We start from the raw sequence: 25,211 nt of genomic DNA, 5'->3' as shown, positions 1-25,211 counted from the left end.
CTTCTTGCCTCTTCCATGTGGGCACTTGAACCTTCTCAACGTCAGGTCCCCACAGCAGTCCATAAACCTGTCCTACTGCCTCTCCCCTGAGTTCTCCCCACCCATCAACCCGATGGACACGGGCCACCCATTCAGACCATGACCTCCCGCGACTCTCCTCCTGAGAGTCGTCAGCCGCAGCCCACCTCAAACCCCTTCACCCAACCTCGCGCCACCACCATCGGCAGCAACACAGCGGCATCCACGCACCCCTGCCCATCCGCCTCCAGCGAGTTGCTCCCTGAATCCAGCTCCATGCAGAGGTTGCCAAAGCTCATACGGGCAGCAAAACCCTGCAACAGCTGCCACGCTCCAGTGTCAAGCCGCTCCATGCGCGTTTCCATGCCATCCCTCCAGATGAGGAGCGTCGCGCCGCCCTGATCCAGATCAATCGGTTCGGAATCCGTCGCGTCTGGCTGGTTGGCGGCCCAGATCCGATCCACCGGATAGGCCGAGGCCAGCAGCGCACTGGCTTGAGGCAGCTGGAACACCAGGTGCTCCCACTGCTCTGGAGCCACGCGGGAGAGGGCCGTCAGGTCGAGGCCGTGCTCATCGGGGGCATTGAACACCCGGTGCCAGTGCCATTCCAGCTGGGCCACATCGGCCAGGTAGGGCAAGCCAGCCGCAGGGGGGAAGGCGCGCAGAAAGGCCGGCAGCTCGCCGCCGTAATCCCCCAGATCCGGTGAGATGGAAGCGTGCGCGCTCGCGTAGCGGGCGGCCATGGCAGCAAAGAAAGGCTCACCCACCAGGCGCTCACAGACGGGATAGATCTCCTGCAGGCAACGGATTAACTTGCCCTTCACGCTGCCCTGATAGGCAGCGATGCCCTCATGCACGCTGAGGCTGCCGGTGCACAGCAGCCGCGGCGCCAGCGCCTCCAGGCTGGTCGGATCCCCCCCGCCGCTGATCGCCGCGTGGAACAACTGCTGCAGCTGGATCAGATCGCCTGGAGCTGGCGTTGGCGTTGGCATAAGCACTGCTCGGCTTTGTTGGCTTCGTCGAGGAGTTGATCGAAGCTGGGGATGTCGGTGTCCCATTCGATCAAGGTGGGCACCGGGCCAAAGTGTTTAAGGGCCTGGCGATACAACGCCCATACGCCGGGTTGCACCGGCCGGCCGTGCGTGTCAAACAGAAAGGAACCCTGCTGCTCATAACCCGCCAGGTGAATCTCCTTCACCCGATCCAGCGGCAGGGCCGCCAGATACTCCAGCGGGTCAAAGCCGTGATTGGCCGCATTTACATACAGATTGTTCACATCCAGCAGCAGGTCGCAGTCGGCCCGCCGGGCCAGCTCGGCAAGGAACTGCCATTCGCTCAGGTCGTTGCCGGCAAACTGCAAGTAGGGCGAAAGGTTCTCGATCAGGAGTCGCCGTCCGAGAAACTCCTGCACCTGTTGGATGCGATCAGCCACATAGATCAGCACCGGCTCGGTGTAGGGCAAGGGGGCCAGATCGTTGAAGTAATGCCCGTCGCACGACACCCAGGCCAGATGATCGGAGACGTGCACAGGCTCGACCCGATCGGCCAGGGCTTTCAACCGCTGCAGATACTCCCAATTCAGCCCATCGGTGGAGCCGATCGACAGACCCACGCCATGCAGCGTGAGTGGATAGCGCTCCCGGATCAGGCCGAGATGGTGCAGCGGCAGCCCCCCGCCGAGGTAGTTGTCGGAAAGCGCCTCGAACCAGCCGATCGGCGGCGTTGTGCTCAAGATCGTGGCGTAGTGCTGGGAACGCAGGCCCAGGCCCACCCCTTGAAGCGTCGTCACGGCTGGCTCCGGCGCTCGTGGTCAGCTGGCGGTCTTGAGCTTGCCGCCAACAATCTTGTTGCAGGTGCCGGTGGGCACGAACACCCACTCCTCGGGATCTCCCGACACGCTCGCCTTGCCGGCACAGCTGTGCTTGCTGGTGCCGCAGTCATTCATGCCCGCCTTGGCGATGCCGGCGCACTTTTCCATGCCGGCTTTGCCCGCCTGGGCTTCGCCGCCGGTGGCACCCACCAGGCCGAGGGCCAGCACGCCCGCGAGGGCTGTGTTCATGGCGGTTTTCGCAGCTGAAGATGTCATGGTCGAAAGGCTCCGTCAGGAGGCTGGGAAGGGGCGGTCGTGGGCAGCGCGCGCCTTGCCCGGCTGCGCTCCCGAGCTACTTACCGCTGGCAGCCACCAACGGATTGGCGCGGCGTCACCGGGCGCCCCCGCAAGCCGCCCCCACCGCTTGGCTCGCCGTCCTTTGAGAGCATGGACGGATCTCCCTGACCCCAGCTGTGACCGAGGCCTCCGCCGCCCCCAGCCCTGATGGCGCCGCTGCCGCCGAGGCCCTGCCCAAGACCTACGACCCGAGCGGCACGGAAGCCCGCTGGCAGGCGGCCTGGGAGGCGGCGGGCGCCTTTCACCCCGACCCCAACGCGCCCGGCGAGCCGTTCTCTGTGGTGATCCCGCCGCCGAACGTGACCGGCAGCCTGCACATGGGTCACGGCTTCGAGACGGCACTGATCGACACGATCGTGCGCTTCCAGCGCCTGCGCGGTCGCAACGTGCTGTGCCTGCCCGGCACCGACCACGCCTCGATCGCGGTGCAGTCGATCCTGGAGAAGCGGATCAAGGCGGAAGGTGGCAGCAAGGACGACCTGGGCCGCGACGCCTTCCTCGAGCGCGCCTGGGCCTGGAAGGCCGAGAGCGGCGGCACGATCGTGGGCCAGCTGCGCCGGCTCGGCTATTCGGTGGATTGGCGGCGCGAGCGCTTCACGCTCGATCCCGGCCTCAACAAGGCGGTGGTGGAAGCCTTCGTGCGCCTGCACGAGCAGGGGCTGATCTACCGGGGCGAATACCTGGTGAACTGGTGCCCGGCCTCGGGATCGGCGGTGAGCGATCTGGAGGTGGAGATGAAGGAGCTCGACGGGCACCTCTGGCACTTCCGCTACCCGCTCACCGATGTCGCAGCTGGTGAGGCCGCCGGTGACGCCGCCGGCCTGGATCATCTGGTGGTGGCCACCACCCGCCCCGAAACCCTGCTGGGCGACACCGGTGTGGCCGTGCACCCGGACGACCCCCGCTACGCCGCCCTGGTGGGCCGCACGATCACCCTGCCGCTGGTGGGGCGTCAGATCCCGATCGTGGCCGATGCGCACGTGGATCCGGCCTTCGGCACCGGCTGCGTCAAGGTGACCCCGGCCCACGACCCCAATGACTTTGCGATCGGCGCCCGCCACGGCCTGCCGCTGATCACGGTGATGGCCAAGGACGGCTCGATGAACGCCGCCGCCGGCCGCTTCGCCGGGCTGGATCGCTTCGAGGCGCGCACGGCGGTGGTGGCGGCGATGGAGGCGGAAGGGTTCCTGGTGAAGGTGGAGCCACACCGCCACAGCGTGCCCTTCTCCGATCGGGGCAAGGTGCCGGTGGAGCCGCTGCTCTCCACCCAGTGGTTCGCGCGGGCCGAGCCGCTGGCCGCCCGCTGCCGCGCAGCGCTCGATCAAGGCGAACCCCGCTTCGTGCCGCAGCGCTGGGAGAAGGTCTACCGCGACTGGCTCACCGACATCCGCGACTGGTGCATCAGCCGCCAGCTCTGGTGGGGCCACCGCATCCCCGCCTGGTTCGTGGTGAGTGAAACCGGCGGTGTGATCAGCGACGCCACCCCGTATGTGGTGGCCCGCGACGCCGAGGAGGCCCAGGCGAAGGCGGAGGCGCAGTTCGGCGCCGCCAGCCGCGCGGCAGGGCGGCAGCTGCAGCTGGAGCAGGACCCCGACGTGCTCGACACCTGGTTCTCCAGTGGCCTCTGGCCCTTCTCCACCCTCGGCTGGCCCGACGCGAACGCCGCCGATCTGGCCACCTGGTATCCCACCAGCGTGCTGGTCACCGGCTTCGACATCATTTTTTTCTGGGTGGCGCGCATGACGATGCTGGCCGGCGCCTTCTTGCAGGAGGACGGCGTGCCGGTGGGCGGCCGCGACACCTGGATGCCCTTCGCCGACGTGATGATCCACGGCCTGGTGCGGGATGAGAACAACCGCAAGATGAGCAAGAGCGCCGGTAACGGCATTGATCCGCTGCCGTTGATCGAGCGCTACGGCGCCGATGCCCTGCGCTTCGCCCTGGTGCGCGAAGTGGCCGGCGCCGGCCAGGACATCCGCCTCGACTACGACCGCGCCAGCGGCAACTCGGCCACGGTGGAAGGGGCGCGCAACTTCGCCAACAAGCTCTGGAATGCCACCCGCTTCGCCCTGATCAACCTGGGCGGCGAAACGCCCGCCAGCCTGGGGGAACCGGATCCGGCCGCGCTGACCCTGGCCGACCGCTGGATCCTGTCGCGGCTGGCGCGGGTGAACGGCGAAACGGCGGAGCGCTACGGCAGCTACGCCCTGGGCGAGGCCGCCAAGGGCCTCTACGAGTTCGCCTGGAACGAGGTGTGCGACTGGACGATCGAGCTGCTCAAGCGGCGCCTCAACCCCCGCCCCGCCGTTGAGGGCGAGCCGCTCAGCGCTGAAGTGCTGGCGGATCAGCGCGTGGCCCGCCAGGTGCTGGCCAAAGTGCTGAACGAGCTGCTGGTGCTGCTGCATCCGCTCATGCCGCACCTGAGCGAGGAGCTCTGGCACGGCCTCACCGGCGCCCCTGAGGGCACCTTCCTGGCGCTGCAGGCCTGGCCTGCGGTGGACGCCGCCGCCCTCGACGCCGCCCTGGAAGCCCAGTTCGCCGAGCTGATCGAGGCGATCCGGGTGGTGCGCAACCTGCGCGCCGTGGCCGGGCTCAAGCCCTCGCAGGCCGCGCCGGTGGTGTTCGTGACCGGCCGGCCGGAGCTGGCCGCCGTGCTGCGCGCCGGCAGCGGCGACATCACCGCCCTCACCCGGGCGGCGTCGGTGGAGGTGCGCGAAACCAGCACCAGCGCCGCCGACGTCGAAAGCACCCCCGTGAGCACGCGCTGCCTGGCGGCGGTGAGCGGCGAACTGCAGGTACTGCTGCCGATCGAGGGCCTGGTGGATCTCGACGCCCTGCGCGGCCGGCTGGAGAAAGACATCGCCAAGGCCGAGAAGGAGATCAAGGGCCTGGCCGGCCGACTGGCCAACCCCAACTTCGCCGGCAAGGCGCCGCCGGAGGTGGTGGCCGAGTGCCAGGCCAACCTGGCCGAAGCCGAAGCCCAGGCCGCCCTGGCCCGGCAGCGGCTGGCGGATCTCGACTGAGCCGGGGGTGTGAGGCTTGCTGGGCTTCGCTCAGATCCAGCGGCGGCTGCGGAAGTACACAATCAGCGTGCTGCTGATCGCCAGCATCACTGCCCACACGATGAAATAGCCGGCTCTCCATTCGAGTTCGGGCATGTATTTGAAATTCATGCCATACACACCAGCAAGAAAAGTGAGCGGGATGAAGATCGAAGACATCACGGTCAGCACCTTCATCACCTCGTTCATGCGATGGCTGAGACTGGAGAGGTAGGTGTCGTGCAAGCTGGCGAGAAAATCTCGGGACGTTTCTACCATGTCAATCACCTGCACGGTGTGGTCGTAGAGATCACGCCAGAACATCTTGTTGTGCTCATCCAGCAGAGGTGATTCGCTGCGCTGGATCGCTCCCACCACATCCCGCAACGGCCACACGGCCCGGCGCAGGATCAGCAACTGCTGCTTGAAGCGGTGCATTTCCTTGTGGTCATCCGGGCGAGGCTGGCTGATCACCCGCTCATCAATCAACTCCACCCCCTCACCGATCCGCTCCATCGCCAGGAAGTAGTGGTCCACCACCGCGTCCATCAGACAGAAGGCCAGGTAATCGGATTTCTGTCTGCGCGCACGACCACTGCCGTTACGCAGCCGCTGACGCACGCTCTCGAACACATCCCCTTCATCCTCCAGGAAGGAAAGAACCCAGTGGGGCCCAAGGATCACGCTCAGGTGTTCGATCGTCACGCCCCGTCTGGGGCCGCCGTCATCAAGCATCTTCATTGCCACGAAGCCGTAGCCCGGGAACTCCTCCCATTTCGGCCGTTGGGATGTGTTGGCAATGTCTTCACAGGTGAGGGGGTGCAGCCCGAAGGCCGTGCCCAGTTGTTCGATCAGCGCGGTGTCGTGAACGCCGTTCACATTGATCCAGATGACAGCGGAATCAGACAGGCAGCTGAGGCAGGTGCCCACATCCGCCTGTTGCCACTCCTGAATCGCCTCAGCGCTGAAGCGGATGATCTCGATCGTGGCCTGTTCGCGCCGCTGGCTGCCCACGAACACCGTGGCGCCAGGTGCCTGGAAGGCAGTGTTGCGAACGCCGCTGCGGGCAGTGACACGGGCGCCGCTGCTGCTGCTCGCCATTGCGTAAAGCCTCGGGCCTGGGAGTCTGGCCCCAGGCTGGCCAGATCTGCCAGGGGCTGGCCACGGACGTCACCGCCAATGGCCCACGACCCGGCCGGCACCCCGCCGGCCCCGCGCGTCAATGGCTTGATCCGATCGCTTGTGCTGAACCGCGGCGAGAGCGAGCCGCGCCCAACCAGCGTGCTCTTGCAGACCTACAGCCCCTTGCGATCGAGCGCGTCCGCCAGGCGGGTCACCGCTGAGGCCAGCTGGGCCTGCACATCGGGGACAGCGGCCGCCTCGGCCTTGGCCTCCTCCTTGCGCTTGGTGGCCTCGATGGCCTTGACGATCAGGAACACCACGAAGGCGATCACCAGGAAGTTGATCAGCGCCACGATCACGGCGCCGGCCGGCCACGAATTGATCGAATCGACGTTGGCCGCCTTCAGGGCAGGCGTGAGCAGGCTGCCCATCACCAGGCTCACCACTGCATCCACCACCTTGCCGAAGGCGCCACCGATCACCACCGCCACGGCGAGATCGACCACATTGCCCTTGTTGATGAAGGCCTGAAAATCGGCCAGGAAACTGGAGCGGCGCGGGGCCATCACTCAAAAGCAGAAGGTCGCCGACAACCTACGTGTGAAGCCACCTGACCACCCTCCGCCACTCCCCAACCCGCTCCGTCACTCCCGATCCAGCTCCGCCCCGCCCCAACCCGCTCCATCCCTTCCACCCTGTCGAAATGGGGCGCCGCCGTCCGTCATGGAGGTGAACCCCGACCCGGGGCCATCCCCTTCTTCTCGCGTCCCATGAACTACGCGGTCCTCATCTACGAAACCGAGCAGGATGTCGCCGATCGCCCCAGCCTGATGCCCGCCTATGCCGCCTACGCCCAGGCGTTGGCGGAGGCCGGCGCCCATCGCGGTGGCGAATGCCTCCATCCCACCCACACCGCCACCACCGTGCGGCTGCAGGGCGGCACCGCCCAGGTGCAGGACGGTCCCTTCCCCGACACCAAGGAGCAACTGGGCGGCTTCTTCCTGATCGATGTTCCCGATCTCGATGCCGCCCTGGCCTGGGCGGCGCGCTGTCCCGCCGCCGGCCGCTGCGCCGTGGAGGTGCGGCCCGTGCTGGCCATGGAGGGGAGCTGAGTGGAGGCGGCGCGCAGCGCCGAGCAGGCCGCCCGCCGCTCCTACGGGAAGCTGGTGGCCTGGCTCACGGCCCGCTGCGGCGATCCCGCCGCGGCGGAGGACGCCCTGAGCGAGGCCTTCCTGGCGGCCCTGGCCGACTGGCCCCGCCAGGGGGTGCCCCGCAGTCCGGAGGCCTGGCTGCTGGTCACCGCCCGGCGGCGCTGGCTCGATGGCCACCGGCGCACCCGCACCCAGGAGCGCCTGCTGCCGCTCCTCCTCGAGGAGGCGTTCACCATGCCCACCGATCCGAGTGCCGGCGCGGGCGAAACGGCGGCCATTCCCGACGACCGCCTGCGGCTGCTGTTTCTCTGCGCCCACCCCGCCATCGATGCGGCCATCCAGGCGCCGCTGATGCTGCAGACGGTGCTGGGCCTCAATGCCGCCCGGATCGGCGCCGCCTTCCTGGTGGCTCCCGCCGCCATGGGGCAACGGCTGGTGCGTGCCAAAGCGAAGATCCGCGAGGCTCGCATTCCCTTCGTGCTGCCCCCCGCCCACGCCCTGCCGGCACGGGCGGAGGCGGTGCATCAGGCGATCTACGCAGCCTTCGGCACGGGCTGGGAGGAACCCGGCGCAGCGGGCGGCAGCGACGGGCTCGCCCAGGAAGCCGTCCAGCTGGCGCGGCTCTGCGTTGAGCTGCTGCCGCAGGAACCGGAGGGGCGGGGGCTGCTGGCACTGCTGCTGCATGCCCAGGCACGCCGGCCCGCCCGGCGCGACCGCCACGGCGCCTACGTTCCGCTCCAGGGGCAGGACATGCGGCTCTGGTCGCGGCCGCTGCAGGCGGAGGCCGAGGCGGAGCTGCGGCAGGCGGAGGCCGAGGCGGAGCTGCGGCAGGCGGCGGCCCAGGGGCGGATGGGGCGCTTCCAGCTGGAGGCGGCGATCCAGTCGGTGCATGCCCAGCGGGCCGTGCACGGCCGGGTCGACTGGCCGGCGCTGCTGCACCTCTATGACGGCCTCATCCGCCTGGCTCCCAGCCTGGGGGCGCAGGTGAGCCGGCTGGCGGTGCTGGCCGAGCTGCGCGGTGCTGCCGCAGGGCTGGAGCCACTGGAAGCGCTCGGCGCCAGCGTGCCCGCAACGGCCTCGTATCAACCCTGGTGGGCGCTGCGGGCCGAGCTGCTCAGCCGGCTCGGCCGCTGGCCTGAGGCGCGGGAGAGCTATGGGCGGGCCATCGCCCTCACCACGGACCCAGCGGCCCTGGCCTTCCTGCGAGGGCGCTGCCCGTAGTGCCCGGCCTGTACTCCCCTACCGGGGTCCTGGCCTTCCTCTCGCTCCATGCCTTGCGGGTGAGCCGGTGGCCGCTCTGCAGCCACCGATCGCCAGCCGTTGAGTCCGTCCTGAGCAGAGCCTCTGCGCATGGAAGCTGTAGACCAGCTGGTGCCACAGACGTGCGAGCGTGGCCACCGCGGCATGAAGCAGCTGGGCAGTCATCTCCACCATCAGCAACGTGGAGCAAACCTGGAAGCCTCGGCTCCAGTGCGTGCAGGAAGCTGCGACCGAAGGAAGTGCTGGGGTGTCAGTAGACCATCTCGGTGTCCCACACCAGCCGCGGATCGATAGCCGGCCACAGCTCAATCACACCGATCAGAACCTTGACAGTGCAAGCCAGCTTGCCGCAGCCATTGCATCCCATCGGACCGACTGGAAGGCAAGGGATGCATCTGGATCGACAGATCCAGCGAACCGCCGAGGTCATCCATCAGGCTGATGCCAAACCATCCCGTTTGACGTCGAGGGGAAAACTGACCGTGAAGTTGGTGCCATGGCCAGGTTGGCTTTGGACTGTGATCGTGCCGTGATGGTGATGGACAATTTCCTGGGCGATGGACAACCCGAGGCCTGTGCCACCCGTCGCACGCGAGCGCGACTTCTCGACACGGTAGAAACGTTCAAACAGATGGGGTAGATGTTCCGGCGCGATTCCAACCCCAGTGTCACTGATGTCAACACGAATGCAGCCTTGCTGAATGGCAGCAACCACGCTGACGCGGCCCGGAGCAGGTGTATACTTAATGGCATTTTCAATAAGATTAAGAAAGAGACGAATCAGATGATCTGGACTGCCTTGGATCAACAGATTGGGGACGATGAATGCGCGGAAAGAAAGACCCGCAAGATCAGCCAAAGGTTGAGCCTGCACAGCAACTGCAGCCAGCAGATCGCTCAAGTCAATGAGATCCTGATCAGCATACCGGTGGCCCTGTTCCAGCCGAGATAGCAGCAGAAGATCACTGCTAAGACGAATCAGACGATCAACATCATGATCAATCAAGTGGAGAGATTCTTGATAGTCTGCGACGGTGCGGGGTTGACGCAGCGTCACTTGCAGCCGGCCCTTAAGAGCCGTCAGCGGGGTTCGAAGCTCATGAGAAGCGTCCATCAGAAACCGCCTTTCGAACTCAAAAGCCGACTGCAGTGAATCCATCATCTCATCAAACATCATGGCCAGGCGAGCCAGTTCATCATTAGAAGTTCCTTGGTAATGAATACGCTGGGCCAGATTTCCGCTAACCCTGATCTGCTTCGATATCTGCGTAATCTGCACAACCGGCTTAAGCGCACGGCTCGCCAGGAAGTAACCTCCCAAGCCCACCACTCCAAGAAGAATAGGAAGCTTGAGCAGATAGCGATTCGAGAGGTTCTGCAAGGTGGTGTCGATGGGCTGAAGAGAACGAGCCACCTTCAGCCATCCCGATGGCCTTCCACGACTCGTAAGGATTTCCTTCGTATACATTCGCCAGCGCCCTTCCCCAGTCAGCACGGTCTCAAAGCCAGGTTTTACGACTTGGTGAGCCGGAAGCATGGACGAATCGCCGAAACGCTCCTTCACAGCGCCATCATTCCCAAGCAACAAAATCACAACACCAGCATCACTCAACAAGGACGCAATGATCGGCGCATCCTTACGTGGATCAAACACCAAGGTGTTAACTTCGTCATCAAGGGACTTCAAGGCTTGGATGGCATTCACCTTCAAGGCGCCATCAACCTGCTCAAGCAGCGTTCGCTGAAACTCGTGATAGATCAAGCGATCGGAGCCCAGCATAGTTAGACCCGCCAGAAGGCTGTACCAGGCGACCAGGCGAAACCTGAGATTATGCCAGGGTTTCCAAAGCTTCATGGCGGTTTAAACGTTGGGGCTATGGGTCGGAAAGCTGAGCCTCACCATCAGCCCTGATGCAGTAACCCACTCCCCTAGCAGTTTGAATCAAAGAGAATGGCTCATTCTGATCAAGCTTTCGCCGGAGATAGCCAATGTAGACATCAATAACCTTGAAGTCTCCATAATAGTCAAAGTTCCAGACGTGCTGGGCAATTTGCGTCCGACTCAACACCTGGTTGGAGTGACGCATCAAGTACTCCAAGAGAGAAAACTCCCGCGGACTCAGATCAATGAGCCGATTGCCACGCTTCACCACCCGTTGGGCGGTATCCATCTCAAGACTCCCCACCTTGAGCAACACGTCTGTCTGAAGGGGAGGCCGCCTCAATAGAGCTCGCAACCGGGCCAGCAACTCCGTGAAGTCAAACGGCTTGATCAAATAATCATCTGCGCCAGCATCCAAACCCAGCACACGATCCTGGACGGTGTCCAACGCCGTCAACAACAGAACCGGCGTTTTTAATCCCTGTCTGCGCAGCTCCCTAAGGACGCTCAGGCCGTCCAGTACAGGAAGCATGACGTCGAGAACAACAGCATCGTAATCAGCTGCCATTGCATAGTTCACGCCATCGCGGCCATTCAAGGCAAGATCAACGGCGTACCCCGCTTCCCCCAGGCCTTGATGGATGAACCTGGAGATACCTACATCGTCTTCAACTACTAACACGCGCATAGCAGATCGGCAAAGAACCTCCACTGAGTCATGGCAACAGAAAGGCGGGCATGGGCTAACCGTCATGGTACCGCCGCGAGATGATCCTTCATGCTGTCCTCAGCGTAGAAACGGCACTGCAGCCTGATCTCCACAGCTTCCACGACACAAAGCCTTGACCACTTTCCAGTGGAAGGCCGTGAGGGCTTGATGGGGTCAGTGAGGGTGGCACAGAGCATCGCTCGCAGAGGGCAGCTCACCACAGTCACAGAGATCCAGTGGTGGGTAGGAAGCACGGGATCCCGGATTGAGATGGGGACGCTGCCAATCCAGATTGTGCTCAGCAAAGTGTTGCTGGATGGCCCACTGCCGAGGCCTGGGGAAGGGCTCAGCAGCCAGCAGTGCCCGCGCCAGGATCTGGCAGCGGCCCAGGCCAAAACCTTGTGCATCTCCAGGGGCTTCGGCGAGTCCGATGCCAGGGGCAAGTGGCGCGGTGAAGAGGGGGATCGGATCTTGTAAGTGAGGGCGGAGCCTGGGGTAGTGATGCTGCAAGACGGCCCGTAGATTCACATAGTGCCTGGATTCCAGAGTCAGAATTGCAGCATCAAAGCGCCCATAGGACAAAGGCTCGGTGAGGACCTTCAAGGTAAATGGACAGGATTCGCGATTGAGCTCGCAGCTCAAGATGTCCATCAGCAGGATCGCCCCCTCCACGGTGACATGGAAGAAGAGGTGAAAAGAAACTTGATCAGTGGCAGGTTGTCCACCATTGCCGACCGCCATGTAGTACTGCCCAACGAAAGAAGAATTGGGCAGACGCAAGGACAATCGAGTGCCAACAGATCCCTCGGACGAACCCAACGCCAGATCGGAAGTGGGATCAATCCAAAGATGCAGACCATCTTTCTGAACCTGGTAACGGCTTCCCTCCACTCGGGTCACGACCCAGTTGGGGTCGACGCACCCTGTGCCGCTATTGGCCGCCTGGATCTGGCCAATGAAATCAAGATCCAAGCCTGCATAGGTACTGTTCTTGTACTCTTTTTTCAGCGTAGGCATTGACAATCGCGATTCTTGCTCCCCGCTGAAGTAGATGTCATGCAGATAATTCCTAAGCTGACGCAATAGATCCGCCTGCTTTAGCTCATCTGGCAAAGCATTGTACCGTTCTGCCTCCGTTTCAGAGGCAGCACTGCCTCGCATTTGAGTGACATCGAGCAGTGCGTAAGATGGATGTTCAATCAGAGGAGGATCGATACGAACATTCTCAGTCAAATCGGTCAGCGCTGCATCGAGGGAATAGTGCCGCAGCCAACGGGGCAAGAACACCTCTGAGTGCGAAGCTGGATGGCTGTTGGTGCAATGGGCTTTGCTGAAGGCAACGTGAACCATCTCACTAGGAGGGGAATCTGGAGGCTCGATGCCTGAGCAGTGCGAACCGAGGTCACCAAACACCGTTGACATGGCGGCTTCAGGATGACACAACAGCGACCTTGCAACCTGCAATATGGAAATCTCCAGATTGCCAAATGGCTCTCGGTAAAACAACCGTTCCTGAATCACCTCGATCAACCCCAGGCCAGCAAACCGCAGCACCCGTTCCTGAAAGTCAGGAAAAACCTCAAGAATTGCAGGGAACTGTGCCAGATAGGCCTTGATCAAGGCGGCCAGTGAGGGCTGAAGTGTCTGCAACGGCACTGCCGCCAATTGCAGCGAGACAGCAAGATCAATATCCCTGCTGAGGGCAAGACTCTGAAGCCAGACTCTCAGATACTCAGTGATTATCGCCCCTACATCGAATGCCGGATCGCCCCATGCCCACTGCTCCCAATCAATCACCCGGATGACTCCTTGCTGATCAGGGAGGTGCAGAGCCGCCATGGAGGTGGGCAGGGGCGAGGGCTCCCACCGAGGCCAATCCTGGTGAACCAGGATGTTTCCAAACTTGAGGTCGTTATGAATCAGGCAGCATGGTGTGTAATCTGCTTGCAGACGAGAGAGCGCTTCCGAAAGCTGGGCAGAGCGCTGGTAAAGCTTGTAGAACATGAGGCCATCCAGCGACACTCGCCGAAAGAGACCAGGCGTCAGATTCTCCAATTCACCACAGAAGTCAGGCCCATTGCCCCTGTCCCCCTCCATACTGGTGCATTCCGGATCCAGTTGAAGCTGATAGTCCTGACGTTGAAATGTTGCCTGGTGGAGCGTAGCCAGGCAGATTCCGAGTGCGGTGGCGACGCGCAGGGGAAACTGCTGGGAGCCCGAGTAGAACTTGCCAAGATCCCAATACTTTTCTAAAAATCGGAGAATCAGGATGCCATTGACGGCATCATAATTCACTCCTTCGGGCATGATGGGTCCGAGCTCGCGGAGCTGATCATCAGTGCCAAGCAATTGATAAATGCGCCACTCTTCGAGAAAATCCTGATCGGGTCCTTCCGCATCCCGAAACGGTGCTTGCTTGACCAATAGGCTGGTTGTCATCCCATGGTGGCTACCGCCTGCAGAAAGCTGCACCAGGAGATTGAGATTTTTGCCAGAGAGTGCCTTGACACTCAGCACTTCATCATCAGGACCGCAATGGCCTTGCTGAACCAAGTAATCAAGGATGGTAGAAGATTCCAGGCGTAGTGCCATCGTCAGACGTTGATAAATCCAAGCGCATCCAACATGGACTGAAACTTGCTCCAAGTCGAGGTTTCAAAATGCCGCTGGACAATTTTGAAACCTCGACAGGCCCCAAAGTCGTTCTCAAGGATGCGCCACTGACTGCTTCCCCAACAGGGGTTGCATGCCTTGGATCATCGGCTCAGGAGAACGTCAGGACAGCCCGCTCCTGCGACGGGTCGGACGGCTGGCGCGGGTCGGACGGCTGGCGCGGGTCGGACGGCTCGTGCGGCTGCGACGGCGCCTGCCATTCCCACCGGAAATGGAGGCTTCATCCTCTGGGGTGAGATCAGTGAGGAAGCTATCTGCCCCTGACAGCAGATTCAGACCCAACAGGGCTGTATTGGTCGAAGATTCAGTTGCCATGGTGTTCTCCTTTGACTGGCTAGAATTTGGGACGGGGATAATGATGGTCAGTCGACGCCTCTGCCTGTACTGCATGATTAGCCGTGCAGTCAACAGATTGGTCATCTGTCCACCTGTTCAGCTTGAATGGCTGAACTGAATGAACAGTAAAAGTTCGGCGGTAAGAGGACGGAAGGAAATTGGCAAGAAAACTCTTATGTCGGCACAGGGTGAGAACGTCCCCCTGCGTCAGCGAGGTTGTGGCGTCATCAGCCCTGTCCAGCGGAGGGCGGTGCGCCTGCCAGCCTGGTCACGCACAGCAACGGCCGTGACCGTCGCAGCGAAGCTGCTGACGCGCCTGTCGCCTGCCCCGACGGCTGAGGAGACCGGTGAGACGCTCAGTCCGACTCGGAGGACCGTGGTGGCTCTGCAGCGAGCAGGGCCTGCAGACCCGCTTCGTCGATCACGGCCACACCCAGGCTCTCGGCCTTGCCGAGCTTGCTTCCCGCCTCCTCGCCAGCCACCACGAAGCTCGTCTTCCGGCTGACCGAGCCTGTCACCTTGCCACCGGCGGTCTCGATCAGCTCCTGGGCACGGTGCCGGGTCAGGCTGGGCAACGTGCCAGTGAGCACCAGCGTCTTCCCCGCTAGAGGCTGGGACTGGGACCTGCCGCTTCCGTCAGGAACGGCGCCGGTGCTGGCCAGCGTCAGACCCAGCTGCGCCAGGTCGTTGAGCAGGCGCTCGTTCGCGGGGATGGCAAACCACTGCTGCAGCGACTGGACGATCTCGACGCCGATGCCATGGACTGCGGTGATCGCCTCCGGGGCCTCGAATGCCGCCGTGGCGAGAGTGGCGGCCGAGGGGAACACCCTGGCCAGCGCCTTGGAGTTCACCTCGCCCACGTGATGAATCCCAAGGCCATAGAGCTGGCGATGCCAAGGCTTGGCCTTGGAGGCCTCCAGCGCCGCCGCCAGATTCGACGCCGACTTCTCCCCCATCCGCTCCAGGCTGGCCAGCAGCGCGGCGTCAAGCCGGTAGAGATCGGCGATCGAGCGCACCAGCCCCCGGTCGACCAGCTGCTCGATCAGCTTGCTGCCGAGGCCATCCACGTCGAGGGCCGCCTTGCTCACCCAGTGGCGCAGCGAGCCGCGCAGGATCGCCGGGCAGCTGCTGTTGACGCAGCGCGTGGCCGCCTCCCCCGTCTCCCGCACCAGCTCCGAGCCGCACTCCGGGCAGGCCTGGGGCAGGGCCAGCGGCGTTGCCTCTGCCGGCCGCAGTTCGACCAGCACCCGCACCACCTCTGGGATGATCTCACCCGCCTTGCGCACCACGATCGTGTCGCCGGCGTGGAGATCGAGCTCGGCCAGCCGGTCGGCGTTATGGAGGGTGGCGCGGCTCACGCTGGTGCCGGCGAGCGCCACCGGCTCGAACTCCGCCACCGGCGTCACGACTCCGGTGCGTCCCACCTGAGCCACCAGGCGCAGCAGCCGGCTGGGGGCCTCCTCGGCGGCGTACTTGAGGGCGATCGCCCAGCGCGGCGCCTTCTGGGTGAAGCCGGCCTCGGCCTGGAGTCGCAGGTCGTTGAGCTTCACCACCACCCCGTCGGTGGCGTAGGGCAGGGAGCGCCGTGTCTCCTCCCAGGCGCTGAAGAAACCCTCCACCGCGGCCAGGTCGGGCAGGAGTTCGGCATTGGGATTGACCCGGAAGCCGGCGGAGTGCAGCCACTCCAGCGAGGCCCACTGGCTGGTGGGCCTCGCTGGATCACTGGTCCCGCCGGCGCCGACCGGATCCCACTCCTCAGGGAGATGGAGGGTGTAGGCGAAGAAATCGAGACGCCGGGCGGCCACCACCTTCGGATCGAGCTGCCGCAGGGTGCCCGCGCAGGCATTGCGGGGGTTGGCGAACGGCGGTTCGCCGCGGGCTTCGCGCTCGGTATTGATGGCGCTGAAGGTGGCGTCGGGGATGAAGGCCTCACCGCGCACCTCCACCCAGGCCGGGGGGTGATCCAGCTGCAGCCTCAGCGGCACGCTCTGGATCGTGCGCACGTTGGCGGTGATCTCCTCGCCCCACGCCCCGTCACCGCGGGTGGCGGCCCGCACCAGCACCCCGTTGGCGTAGCTGAGAGCGAGGGCGTTGCCGTCGATCTTGAGCTCGCCCACCATCGGCAGGGCGGGCAGCGGTGCACCGACCTCGGGCAAGCGATCGATCGCGCGCAGCAGGCGGCCATACCAGGCCTCCAGGTCCTCCAAGCCGAAGGCGTTGTCGAGGCTGAGCAGTCCGACGCGGTGCTCCACCGTGCGAAAGCCTTCGGCGGGAGCGCCGCCCACCCTCTGCGTGGGGCTATCGGGACGCACCAGTTCGGGGTAGGCCGCCTCCAGCTCCAGCAGCTCGCGATAGAGCCGGTCATAGACCGGGTCCTCCAGCTCCGGGGCATCGAGCACGTAGTAGGCGTGCGCCGCGCGCTGCAGCAGGCGGCGCAATTCCTCGGCCCGATCCTCAGGCGATGCGTCGGGCATGGGAGGCGGCGCTGGCAAGGAGCGGCGGGATGGAGCGTCAGGCAGCGGCGAGTCTGTTGATGCGATCCACCCGCCAGGCTTCCTCCACCTTCACGAAGGTGAAATCGAGCGGCAGTTCCTCCTTTGCCTCCGACTTCAGCTTCACCGTGAGGATGATCTGGCCGTCCTGGATGCGGGGCCGGCCGGATTTGAGGTTGCGGTACTTGTTGAGCTGCAGGCCCGCCAGGAAACGGATGAACTGTTGCCGGTTCACATGGGAGCGGTAGTTCTTGGTGGTGAGCAGATAGGCGCCATCGATCTGGCCCGAGGCCACCTGGGTGAAGAACTGCTTGAGCAGCGGGTTGATGCCGCGGGCGCTGATCACCAGCTTCACGGCCGTGTAGGTCCAGTAGAGAAGCAGGGCGCCGGCACCGGCCAACAGGGCCTTGGTGCCGATCGTCTGTGCCAGACCCCAATCCATGGCGAAAGCGCGCATCCTGAGCCTGGAGTCTGACCGACGGCCCCGCCAGACTGCCTGGCTGGTGCCAACGCCCTGAAGCGGCATGCCCCTGGAGTCCTTGCTTCCGCTGTTCCACCGCCTCAACCGGGAGCACTTCGACGGCACCCTGGCGCCGCAGGGCCGCAGCCTGGTGGCGGTGCGCTGGAGCGATGGCCGCATGAACCGCACCGCCGGGCTCTACCGCAGCGGCCGGCAGCGCGACGGCACACCGCTGTGCGAGATCGTGCTGTCACGGCCGGTGCTCGAACCGCTGCCCCGTGAAGCCACGCTCGGCACCCTCTGCCACGAGATGATCCACGCCTGGATCGACCGGGTGCTGGGGGTGCGCGAGGTGCACGGCCCCCACTTCCGCGCCCGCATGGCCCGCATCAACGCCGCCCAGTCGGCGTTCGAGGTGAGCCTGCGCCACTCTTACCCGGTGCCGGTCAGTGCGGTGCGCTGGATCGCCCGCTGCCCCAGCTGCGGTGTCACGGCGCCCTACCGGCGGCGGGTGCGGGGCGTGGCCTGCCGCCTCTGCTGCGACCGGCTGCACGGCGGCCAGTGGCATGCCAGCTGCCAGCTCCTGTTCGAACCCGGTGGCGCCTAGGGTTCGCCGATGGATCGCGCCCTTGGCATGGAACTGTTCCTGGGGGTGCTGCAGTGCGGCGGCCTGGCGATCGCCGTGGTGGGCCTGGGCCGCGAACGCTGGCTGCGCCGCCGCTGGGCCCTGCGCCTCAGCCGTTAGGGTCAAGGCGAAACGGTTCTCAGGGAAGAGCCGGGCCCATCAGGACGGACACAGGACAGAGCCATGAACGGTTCCGGTGACCCTTCCCGCCGCGGCAGACGCCGCCAGGGATCGCCCACGGCGGGCGGAACCTTCGATCAATGGATGGTGGCGGGGCGGCAGCTGGTGAACGGCGTGTCCGGGGCTCGCCCGGGCTCGCGTGCCCAGGCGCGTGGAGCCTGGGGCCGCACCGGTGCACGACCGGGCCTGGATGGTCTGGGTCGCTGGGTTGGCGAACGCTTCGACTGGTTCCTCGAAGGCGACGACGACTGGCCCGAACCCTGGCAGGAACGCCCCTCCCCCCAGGAGCGGGAGGCGCAGACCCCACCACCCCGCCGCCGCAGCGACCTTCCCACCGACGAGCGTTTCCGCACCGCCAGCCGGGAACCCGCCAGCCGCAGCCCCATGGGCAGAGCGCCTGAGCCGGCCAGGGAGTGGGACAGGGGAAGCGGCCCGGCCGCAACACCGGCTGGCCCAACCGCCAGTGGCGGGCGGCGGCCACTGGAGGCGATCTCCCGTCGCAGCGCCCCGCTGCTGCCACCCGCGCCCGACACCAACGATTGGCCCGAGGACGACAACTTCCGCCTGCCCCGCTGGCAGCGCCCCAGCGGGGCAGCCGCTGGGAGCGAGACCCCGCCGTCGTTGCCGCCGGCACGCACGCCCCAGCGCCCCCTGCCCCGCTCCAGCCGCCGGCGGGATTGAGCGGGGCAGCCGCGAATCCTCAACGCAGGCCACCAGCGGAGCGCCACCGCATGCCACCTACATTCAATGGTGATCAACCGCTTCCAAGGATCTGCGTCCATGAGCAACCTGATCGTGGTGGGATTTCCGAAAACCGAGGACGCTGACGCCGTACGTCGCGAGCTTGTCAATATCCAGCAGGAGCATCTGATCTCACTGGAAGATGCGGTGGTGGTCGAGCACGATGCCTCCGGGGAGGTGCATCTGCGTCAGGCGATCAACCTCACCGCCGCCGGCGCGCTGGGCGGTGGCTTCTGGGGCTCGCTGGTGGGGCTGCTGTTCCTCAATCCGCTGCTGGGTGCTGCCCTGGGCGCCGGTGTCGGTGCCGCCTCGGGCGCGCTCAGCGATCTGGGCATCAGCGACGGCTTCCTGCGTGAGGTGGGCGAAACCCTGCCGAAGGGCAGCGCCGCCCTCTGCCTGCTGGTGCGTGAAGCCACCCCTGACCGGGTGGTGGAGCGCCTGCGCAGCTTCGCCCCCCACGCCAAGCTGCTGCGCACCAGCCTCAGCCACACCGACGAAGACCGGCTGCGCGAGCTGCTCGAGAAGACCCGCCAACAGGCTGAAGCCCTGCGGCTCGGCTGAAACCGGCAGGCTTTCAGCTAGCCGCTTTGCGGCGGCGACGGGCCAGGTCATCAGGATGGTTGCGGGCGCGCGGGGTGCCATTGGCATGGCCTTCACCGGCGCCGGCACCGCCACCGCTGTGGTGGGTGCGGGGCACCTGGAAGTCCCAGCCGTTCACACGCAGTTGTTGGTTGACAGGCTCCACCAGCTCACCGGGGAGATCTTCAGCCATCTGCTCGGCAGAGGTGCTGATCGCCGCTGATCCTTGCTTCATCGCCCAGAGCAGCTCGGCCCACTGCTCCACAAGCGTGCGCTGAGCAAGGGGCACTTGGCCTCGAGCTTCCAGTGCGGCGCGGCAGCCTTCTTCATGCCAGAGCGTGTCCACATTGCGGTGGCTGGAGCAGGCCACCTGGGCTAAGCCGCTGGCCAGAGCTTCGGCGCTGGGGCGTCCGTCGTGGTCGCGCAGACCGACCTCGCACAGCAGGCGGCCGCAGTAGATGGCGGAGATGCCGTAGAGGCGGCCCAGATCGGTGAGGCTGAGCCAGGACGTGGACGGGGCCATCGGGCGAACCGACGTGGAACATCAACATGGTGCCCGGGCTGGGGCAACTCGCAACTTGTCAATGCGTCCGCGTGACGGCTGGCAACAATGTTGATGATTCTTCACAGCGCTGACTGGGCCCCAGCCAACGCTCCAGTGCCGGGGAGAAGACCTCGCGGATCACTGTGAGCTGACGCCCGCCGCGAAAGAAGCGGTAGTGGCGGCTCCAGAACGGACCTCTGCAGCCAAAACCCTGTTCCAGCCAAGGTTCTGTCACCTGGGCCAACCCATCCACTTCACGGAACAGTTCGGCGCGATCCGCCGTCAGGCTTTGCCAGATCGGCAGCTGGCGGTCGCGGAGATTTTCTTCGGCCTGCGACTGGTTCCACCAGCTTTCGGCCCAGGCCAGCGGCTCTCCGTGACAGCGAAGCCACACCTGACGCCGCAGCAAGGGCGAGGCCAGACCAGCCACTTCTGCAGGCACCCGCTTGCCATCCCCCGCATCGCATGCCATGGCGATCAGCTCCACCTCCACCGGAGCGCCGGTGAGCAGCTGCAGGTGGCGGGTGGGGCTGCCATCACCCAGCAGCAGCAATTGCCAGGCACCGCTGAGGCCCGCCGCCGTGCAGCCGGCCTCCATGGCCGCCCGCGACGCCGACCACAGGGCATGCGGTGAGGGGAAGGGGGTGCCGTCGTCGCCGGGGATTGGCTCCTCGCGCGATCGGGCAGGGGTCGAGCAGAGTGAGCCGCTCATCGGGCTGAGCACCGGTGGTTCAGGCTACGAAGCCAGCCTGGGCAATGAGAGCGGGGGGACCGGCTGAGCAGTCACATCAGCTCAGAGGCCATCGTTGCTGATGCTCACCTGGCGCTGCTTGCCCTGGCGTTCAATCACCACCGAATCGCCACTGGCGGATTGCAGACGCCAGCCGCTGGCGCCGATCGGCTCTCCCACCGACACGTTCGTGCTGGTGCCGCCCACCTGGAAGATCGCTGCGCTGGATCGGCCCTGCACCTGCACCACTCCCATCAGCTCGGGGGCTGGGCCCGCGCTTGCACCAGCCGGCGACGGGGGAGCAGCGACCCTGGAGGTGGCGGAGGCACCCACGGTGTCGCCCACCGCCCAGCCGTTGCCACCAGCAGCAGCGGCGGGGGCTGGGCGGGTGATGGTGCCGCTAACGGGCACCCGCAGCGGCCGCGCGGTGGAGGCCTGGCCGGCGGTGCCACCAGAGAGGAGCGCCAGCTCCTGAACCCACGGCTCTTCCAGCGGCGGCGGCGGCAGGCTGGGATCAAGGGTGGGGGCAGCTCCTGCAATCTGACCAGCAGGCAACGCTGCCGGTTCAGCGGCGGCGGGCACCAGATCTCGCAGCCGCTCCAGCAGCTTGAGATTGCGTTCCTGATCAAGCGCGCGGTTGGCCACCTGCCAGTTGCGCCACAGCAGCAGCGAGGAGGTGATCCCCACCAGGGCAAGGGCCGCGAGAATCGGTAGCCAGGGACGGTGCCAGAGAGCCGTGGTGGCTGTGCGGGTAGCCCGTGAAGGTGGAGGCGGAGCCGGAGCGCGCGGGGGGGCCTCGCTCACCACCACATCGATCGGCGTATGGTCGAGCAGACCAACACTGGTGCGGTTGGCTCCATTGGCAAACACCCGGTGCACCACCTGCTCGGCCTTGAGATCCCAGAAGGCTCTGGAGGTGGGGACTGAAGGGGGGGTCGCCATGAAAGCGCAGGCTCAGGCGTGAGTGACGCGCGAGCTTAAGGCACTGACGTCCGTTTTGCGGCTTCCTGCCGCCGGTTCAGCTCCAGCCACAGCAGCAGGGCATTGGCATCGGCGGGGCTGACGCCGGGCGTGCGTGCGGCCTGGCCCAGATTCAGCGGCCGCACGGCCGCCAGGCGCTCACGCGCCTCTTTCGAGAGGGTGGCGATGGCGGCGTAATCGATGCCGTCTGGAATCGGCCGGTGATCCTGCTTGCGCACCCGCTCGATCTCCTGCTGCTGGCGGGCCAGATAGCCGCTGTATTTCACATCGATCTCGGCGCTGTCGCGCACATCGGCCGGCAGCTGCGGATCGCAGAGGCCGTGGCGCACCAGATCGGTGGCATGCACCCCGGAGCGGCGCAGCAGATCGGCCAGGGTGATCGAGCCGCGGATCGGCGCGCCGGTTTCCGCTTCGATCGCGGCGGCGGCAGGATCTGACGCCTTCAGCCGCACGCTGTCGAGGCGGCGCTGCTCGGCCGCGATCGCCGCCTGCTTGGCCTCGAAGATCTGCCAGCGGCGGCCATCCACCAATCCCAGCTCATGGCCCAGCGGCGTCAGGCGCCGATCGGCGTTGTCGCCCCGCAGCACCAGCCGGTATTCGCTGCGGCTGGTGAGCACCCGGTAGGGCTCCTTGAGGTCTTTGGTGACCAGATCGTCGATCAAGGTGCCGATGTAGCTGCCCTCGCGCGGAAAGTGCACGGGGCTCTGGCCCCGCAGCAGCCGCGCCGCATTCAGCCCCGCCACCAGCCCCTGCGCCGCCGCTTCCTCATAACCGGTGGTGCCGTTGAGCTGGCCGGCGCTGAACAGCCCCTCCACCCGCTTGGTCATCAGCGAGGGCAACAGCTGGGTGGCAGGCAGGATGTCGTAGTCGACCGCATAGGCGGGCCGCAGCATCACGCACTGCTCCAGCCCCGGCAGCGTGCGCAGCAGCTCGAGCTGCAGCCGTTCGGGCAGGCCGGTGGAGAACCCCTGGATGTAGAGCTCGGGCGTGTCGCGACCCTCCGGCTCCAGGAAGATCTGGTGGGAGTCCTTGTCAGCGAAGCGCACGATCTTGTCTTCGATCGAGGGGCAGTAGCGCGGCCCCTTGCTGTCGATGAAGCCGCCGTAGATCGGCGTGAGATGGAGGTTGTCGCGGATCAGCTGGTGGGTGGCCGCGGTGGTGCGGGTGATGTGGCAGGCCATCTGCTCCCCGCTCACCCAGGCGGCCGGATCGAAGGAGAAGAAGCGATCGGCGGCGTCGCTGGGTTGTTCCTCCAGCTGATCGAGGCGCACGCTGCGTCGATCGACCCGGGCCGGCGTGCCGGTCTTGAGGCGGTCGGTGCGGAAGCCCAGCGCCTGCAGCGCCTCGGTGAGCCCTTCGGCGCGGGCTTCGCCGGCGCGGCCGGCGGGCATGGAGCGGTTGCCCACCCAGATCGTGCCGCCCAGAAAGGTGCCGGTGGTGAGCACCACGGCGCCGGCGGCGTACACGCTGCCGAAATAGGTGCGCACGCCGATCACCCGGTCGTCAGCCACCTCCAGGCCGGTGACCATCGCCTCGCGCAGATGCAGGTGCGGCGTGTGCTGCAGCAGCTGCAGCATCTGGCGGGCATAGGCGCGCTTGTCGGTCTGGGCGCGCAGGGCCCACACTGCCGGCCCCCGGCTGGCGTTGAGCACCCGCTTCTGCAGAGCGGTGGCATCGGCCAGCCGCCCGATCACGCCGCCGAGCGCATCCACTTCATGCACCAGCTGGCTCTTGGCCGGCCCACCCACCGCCGGGTTGCAGGGCTGCCAGGCGATGCGGTCGATGTTGAGGCTGAACAGGGCGGTGTCGATGCCCAGCCGCGCCGCCGCCAGCGCCGCTTCGCAGCCCGCATGGCCGCCGCCGACGACGATCAGTTCAAAGCTTTCGCTCGGTGCCGCGCTCAGTGCCATCCGCCCAGGCTATGGGCCTGGCCCCAGGCCTGCCGAGCGCGGGTCGGGGGGCCCGGGCGCCGCACTGCCTAGCCTCAGGCCGTCGCCGCGCGTTGCCTTGTGAGTCTCGCCATCGCCCTGCTCACGGTGTCCGACCGGCGCAGCGCCGACCCCAGCGCCGACGATCCCTCCGGCGATGCGCTGCGCGATCGCCTGGAGCGCGAAGGCCACCAGCTGGTGGAGCGGTTGTGCGTGCCCGACGACCGCTACGCGATCCGGGCGGTGGTGAGCCGCTGGATCGCCACAGCGGCGGTGCAGGTGGTGATCAGCTGCGGGGGCACCGGGCTCACCGGCCGCGATGGGTCACCGGAAGCGGTCGCGCCCCTGCTCGACAAGACGATCGAGGGCTTCGGCGAGCTGTTCCGCCAGCTCTCCTTCGAGACGATCGGCACCAGCACCTTGCAGAGCCGCTGCCTGGCGGGGGTGGCCAACGGCACGGTGATCTTCGTGCTGCCCGGCTCGCTCGATGCGGTGAGCACCGCCTGGGACCGGCTGATCAGCGCCCAGCTGAACCCCGCCACCCGGCCCTGCAACCTGGTGCAGCTGCTGCCGCGGCTGCGCGAAGACCCCCACACCCCGGCCTGGAGCCCGGCGGCCAGCACCAGCAACAGCGGCACCGGCACGAGCTCCGCCAGTAACTCCGGCACCGGCGGTACGTCCTGAACGGCATTCGGCGCCGCTGAACGCTTGGATGAGGCCGTTGGGCGGATCCCATGAACGGCAGGCTGGTGGGACGGGTGGAAGCGCTCTGGCGCTATCCGGTGAAATCGATGCTGGGCGAGTGCCTGCCCCAGGTGGAGGTGGGCGAAGGGGGAATCTGCGGCGACCGCGCCTATGCCCTCTGGGACCATGCCACCGGCCGGGTGGCCAGCGCCAAGAATCCGCGCCTGTGGCGCTCCCTGCTCCAGTACCAGGCTCAGTTCGTGGCGCCACCGCTGCCGGGTCAGGCGCTGCCAGCCGCCGCGATCAGCGCCGCGGCTGATCGGGCGGCCGGTACGGAGGCGGCGCCCTTGCTCACCAGTGATCCGGAGGCGGGCGCCCAGTTGTCGGCGTGGCTGGGCCGGCAGGTGAGCCTGCTGGATCGGCCCCAGGAGGGCGCCAGCCTGGATCAGTACTGGCCGCCGGTGCAGGAGCGGGAGTTTCAGGACGTGGTGAATGAGCTGGTGCTGCCCGCCGGCACCTTCTTCGATTCCTGCCCGATCCATGCGATCAGCACCGCCACGCTCGACCGCCTGCGGCAGCTGGAGCCCGACCTCGATTTCGCCGTGGAGCGCTTCCGCCCCAACCTGCTGATGGCGCCACTGGAGGGCGACGAGGGGTTCGTGGAGGAGGCCTGGTTAGGCCACCGCCTGCGGATCGGTAAGCGGGCGTTGCTGCAGGTGGACACGGCCTGCCCTCGGTGCGTGATCACCACCCTGGCCCAGTGCGGCCTGCCGGAAGACATCGAGATCCTGCGGGCCACAGCACGCCACAACAAGGTGATCGCCGGCATTCGCCTGTCAGTGCTGAGCCCGGGGCCTGTGGCGGTAGGCGACCCGATCACGCTGCTGGAGGGGGGCGCGGGCTGAGCC

The 25,211-nt window shown here is 65.9% G+C and carries 23 protein-coding genes; 9 read left to right on the top strand and 14 right to left on the bottom strand.

The features are described from left to right. Positions 1 to 170 precede the first annotated feature (170 nt). The 3 genes from KBY86_RS12230 to KBY86_RS12220 are packed head-to-tail and all read right to left on the bottom strand — an operon-like array spanning position 171 to position 2,077. Complete coding sequence (locus KBY86_RS12230) at positions 171 to 1,010, bottom strand: DNA-binding domain-containing protein (protein ID WP_255141243.1); 840 nt, start codon at positions 1,008 to 1,010, stop codon at positions 171 to 173. Continuing rightward, the gene (locus tag KBY86_RS12225) at positions 977 to 1,807 is read right to left on the bottom strand and encodes a DUF692 domain-containing protein (RefSeq protein ID WP_255141242.1); all 831 of its coding nucleotides are present in this window, start codon (positions 1,805 to 1,807) and stop codon (positions 977 to 979) included. The genes KBY86_RS12230 and KBY86_RS12225 overlap by 34 nt, the downstream gene beginning before the upstream one ends. A gap of 21 nt (positions 1,808 to 1,828) precedes the next feature. Then, positions 1,829 to 2,077 (bottom strand): DUF2282 domain-containing protein, encoded by a 249-nt coding sequence (locus KBY86_RS12220; protein WP_255141241.1) that lies wholly within the window; start codon positions 2,075 to 2,077, stop codon positions 1,829 to 1,831. A gap of 224 nt (positions 2,078 to 2,301) precedes the next feature. Between KBY86_RS12220 and KBY86_RS12215 the strand changes: the two genes are divergently transcribed. Beyond that, the gene (locus KBY86_RS12215) at positions 2,302 to 5,208 is read left to right on the top strand and encodes a valine--tRNA ligase (RefSeq protein ID WP_255141240.1); all 2,907 of its coding nucleotides are present in this window, start codon (positions 2,302 to 2,304) and stop codon (positions 5,206 to 5,208) included. A 30-nt stretch (positions 5,209 to 5,238) separates the two neighbouring features. Here KBY86_RS12215 and corA read toward each other — a convergent pair whose 3' ends face one another. Both corA and mscL read right to left on the bottom strand, forming a co-directional pair. After that, positions 5,239 to 6,327 (bottom strand): magnesium/cobalt transporter CorA, encoded by a 1,089-nt coding sequence (gene corA, locus KBY86_RS12210; RefSeq protein WP_255141239.1) that lies wholly within the window; start codon positions 6,325 to 6,327, stop codon positions 5,239 to 5,241. Between the two features lie 194 nt (positions 6,328 to 6,521). Beyond that, positions 6,522 to 6,914 (bottom strand): large conductance mechanosensitive channel protein MscL, encoded by a 393-nt coding sequence (gene mscL, locus KBY86_RS12205; RefSeq protein WP_094512204.1) that lies wholly within the window; start codon positions 6,912 to 6,914, stop codon positions 6,522 to 6,524. 204 nt (positions 6,915 to 7,118) lie between these two features. On the opposite strand from mscL, the gene KBY86_RS12200 reads away from it, so the two are divergent. After that, positions 7,119 to 7,460, top strand: coding sequence for a YciI family protein (locus KBY86_RS12200; RefSeq protein ID WP_094512211.1), 342 nt, complete (start codon positions 7,119 to 7,121; stop codon positions 7,458 to 7,460). Then, positions 7,461 to 8,720 (top strand): RNA polymerase sigma factor, encoded by a 1,260-nt coding sequence (locus KBY86_RS12195; RefSeq protein ID WP_255141238.1) that lies wholly within the window; start codon positions 7,461 to 7,463, stop codon positions 8,718 to 8,720. It abuts the gene before it with no gap. A gap of 472 nt (positions 8,721 to 9,192) precedes the next feature. Here KBY86_RS12195 and KBY86_RS12190 read toward each other — a convergent pair whose 3' ends face one another. The 5 genes from KBY86_RS12190 to KBY86_RS12170 all read right to left on the bottom strand — a co-directional run bounded on the left by KBY86_RS12190 (position 9,193) and on the right by KBY86_RS12170 (position 17,293). After that, positions 9,193 to 10,614 carry a cell wall metabolism sensor histidine kinase WalK gene (locus KBY86_RS12190; RefSeq protein WP_255141237.1) on the bottom strand — a complete coding sequence of 474 codons (1,422 nt, stop codon included), beginning with the start codon at positions 10,612 to 10,614 and terminating at the stop codon, positions 9,193 to 9,195. Between the two features lie 19 nt (positions 10,615 to 10,633). Continuing rightward, complete coding sequence (locus tag KBY86_RS12185; protein WP_255141236.1) at positions 10,634 to 11,329, bottom strand: response regulator transcription factor; 696 nt, start codon at positions 11,327 to 11,329, stop codon at positions 10,634 to 10,636. A gap of 195 nt (positions 11,330 to 11,524) precedes the next feature. Then, positions 11,525 to 13,942, bottom strand: coding sequence for a T3SS effector HopA1 family protein (locus tag KBY86_RS12180; RefSeq protein WP_255141235.1), 2,418 nt, complete (start codon positions 13,940 to 13,942; stop codon positions 11,525 to 11,527). 773 nt (positions 13,943 to 14,715) lie between these two features. Then, entirely contained in the window at positions 14,716 to 16,833 is a 2,118-nt protein-coding gene (gene ligA, locus KBY86_RS12175) for an NAD-dependent DNA ligase LigA (RefSeq protein WP_255141234.1), read from the bottom strand. 37 nt (positions 16,834 to 16,870) lie between these two features. Continuing rightward, on the bottom strand, positions 16,871 to 17,293 hold the full coding sequence (locus KBY86_RS12170; protein ID WP_094512234.1) for a hypothetical protein: 423 nt from the start codon (positions 17,291 to 17,293) through the stop codon (positions 16,871 to 16,873). An 82-nt stretch (positions 17,294 to 17,375) separates the two neighbouring features. Between KBY86_RS12170 and KBY86_RS12165 the strand changes: the two genes are divergently transcribed. The 4 genes from KBY86_RS12165 to KBY86_RS12150 all read left to right on the top strand — a co-directional run bounded on the left by KBY86_RS12165 (position 17,376) and on the right by KBY86_RS12150 (position 19,418). Next, entirely contained in the window at positions 17,376 to 17,918 is a 543-nt protein-coding gene (locus KBY86_RS12165; RefSeq protein ID WP_094512239.1) for a SprT family zinc-dependent metalloprotease, read from the top strand. Positions 17,919 to 17,927: 9 nt separating this feature from the next. After that, positions 17,928 to 18,056 carry a hypothetical protein gene (locus tag KBY86_RS12160; protein ID WP_255100248.1) on the top strand — a complete coding sequence of 43 codons (129 nt, stop codon included), beginning with the start codon at positions 17,928 to 17,930 and terminating at the stop codon, positions 18,054 to 18,056. Between the two features lie 63 nt (positions 18,057 to 18,119). Beyond that, positions 18,120 to 18,797 (top strand): hypothetical protein, encoded by a 678-nt coding sequence (locus KBY86_RS12155; protein WP_255141233.1) that lies wholly within the window; start codon positions 18,120 to 18,122, stop codon positions 18,795 to 18,797. Positions 18,798 to 18,896: 99 nt separating this feature from the next. Further along, positions 18,897 to 19,418, top strand: a complete 522-nt coding sequence (locus tag KBY86_RS12150; RefSeq protein WP_094512391.1) for a DUF1269 domain-containing protein — start codon at positions 18,897 to 18,899, stop codon at positions 19,416 to 19,418. Positions 19,419 to 19,431: 13 nt separating this feature from the next. Here the strand turns inward: KBY86_RS12150 and KBY86_RS12145 are convergent, their stop codons facing one another. From KBY86_RS12145 to mnmG, 4 genes are all read right to left on the bottom strand, one after another. Then, positions 19,432 to 19,959, bottom strand: coding sequence for a hypothetical protein (locus KBY86_RS12145; RefSeq protein ID WP_198948272.1), 528 nt, complete (start codon positions 19,957 to 19,959; stop codon positions 19,432 to 19,434). 58 nt (positions 19,960 to 20,017) lie between these two features. Further along, positions 20,018 to 20,692 carry a chorismate lyase gene (locus KBY86_RS12140; protein ID WP_255141232.1) on the bottom strand — a complete coding sequence of 225 codons (675 nt, stop codon included), beginning with the start codon at positions 20,690 to 20,692 and terminating at the stop codon, positions 20,018 to 20,020. 81 nt (positions 20,693 to 20,773) lie between these two features. Further along, the gene (locus tag KBY86_RS12135; RefSeq protein ID WP_255141231.1) at positions 20,774 to 21,652 is read right to left on the bottom strand and encodes a hypothetical protein; all 879 of its coding nucleotides are present in this window, start codon (positions 21,650 to 21,652) and stop codon (positions 20,774 to 20,776) included. Positions 21,653 to 21,687: 35 nt separating this feature from the next. Next, positions 21,688 to 23,601, bottom strand: coding sequence for a tRNA uridine-5-carboxymethylaminomethyl(34) synthesis enzyme MnmG (gene mnmG / locus KBY86_RS12130; RefSeq protein WP_255100256.1), 1,914 nt, complete (start codon positions 23,599 to 23,601; stop codon positions 21,688 to 21,690). 99 nt (positions 23,602 to 23,700) lie between these two features. Between mnmG and moaB the strand changes: the two genes are divergently transcribed. Both moaB and KBY86_RS12120 read left to right on the top strand, forming a co-directional pair. Further along, entirely contained in the window at positions 23,701 to 24,303 is a 603-nt protein-coding gene (moaB, locus tag KBY86_RS12125; RefSeq protein ID WP_255141230.1) for a molybdenum cofactor biosynthesis protein B, read from the top strand. Between the two features lie 50 nt (positions 24,304 to 24,353). After that, positions 24,354 to 25,208, top strand: coding sequence for an MOSC domain-containing protein (locus tag KBY86_RS12120; protein WP_255141229.1), 855 nt, complete (start codon positions 24,354 to 24,356; stop codon positions 25,206 to 25,208). Positions 25,209 to 25,211 lie beyond the last annotated feature (3 nt).

It is taken from the genome of Synechococcus sp. Lug-A, assembly GCF_024345655.1.
Classification (GTDB): Bacteria; Cyanobacteriota; Cyanobacteriia; order PCC-6307; family Cyanobiaceae; genus MW101C3.
Note: the sequence above shows the minus strand (reverse complement) of the source record. Positions and strands in the feature narration are given on the sequence as shown.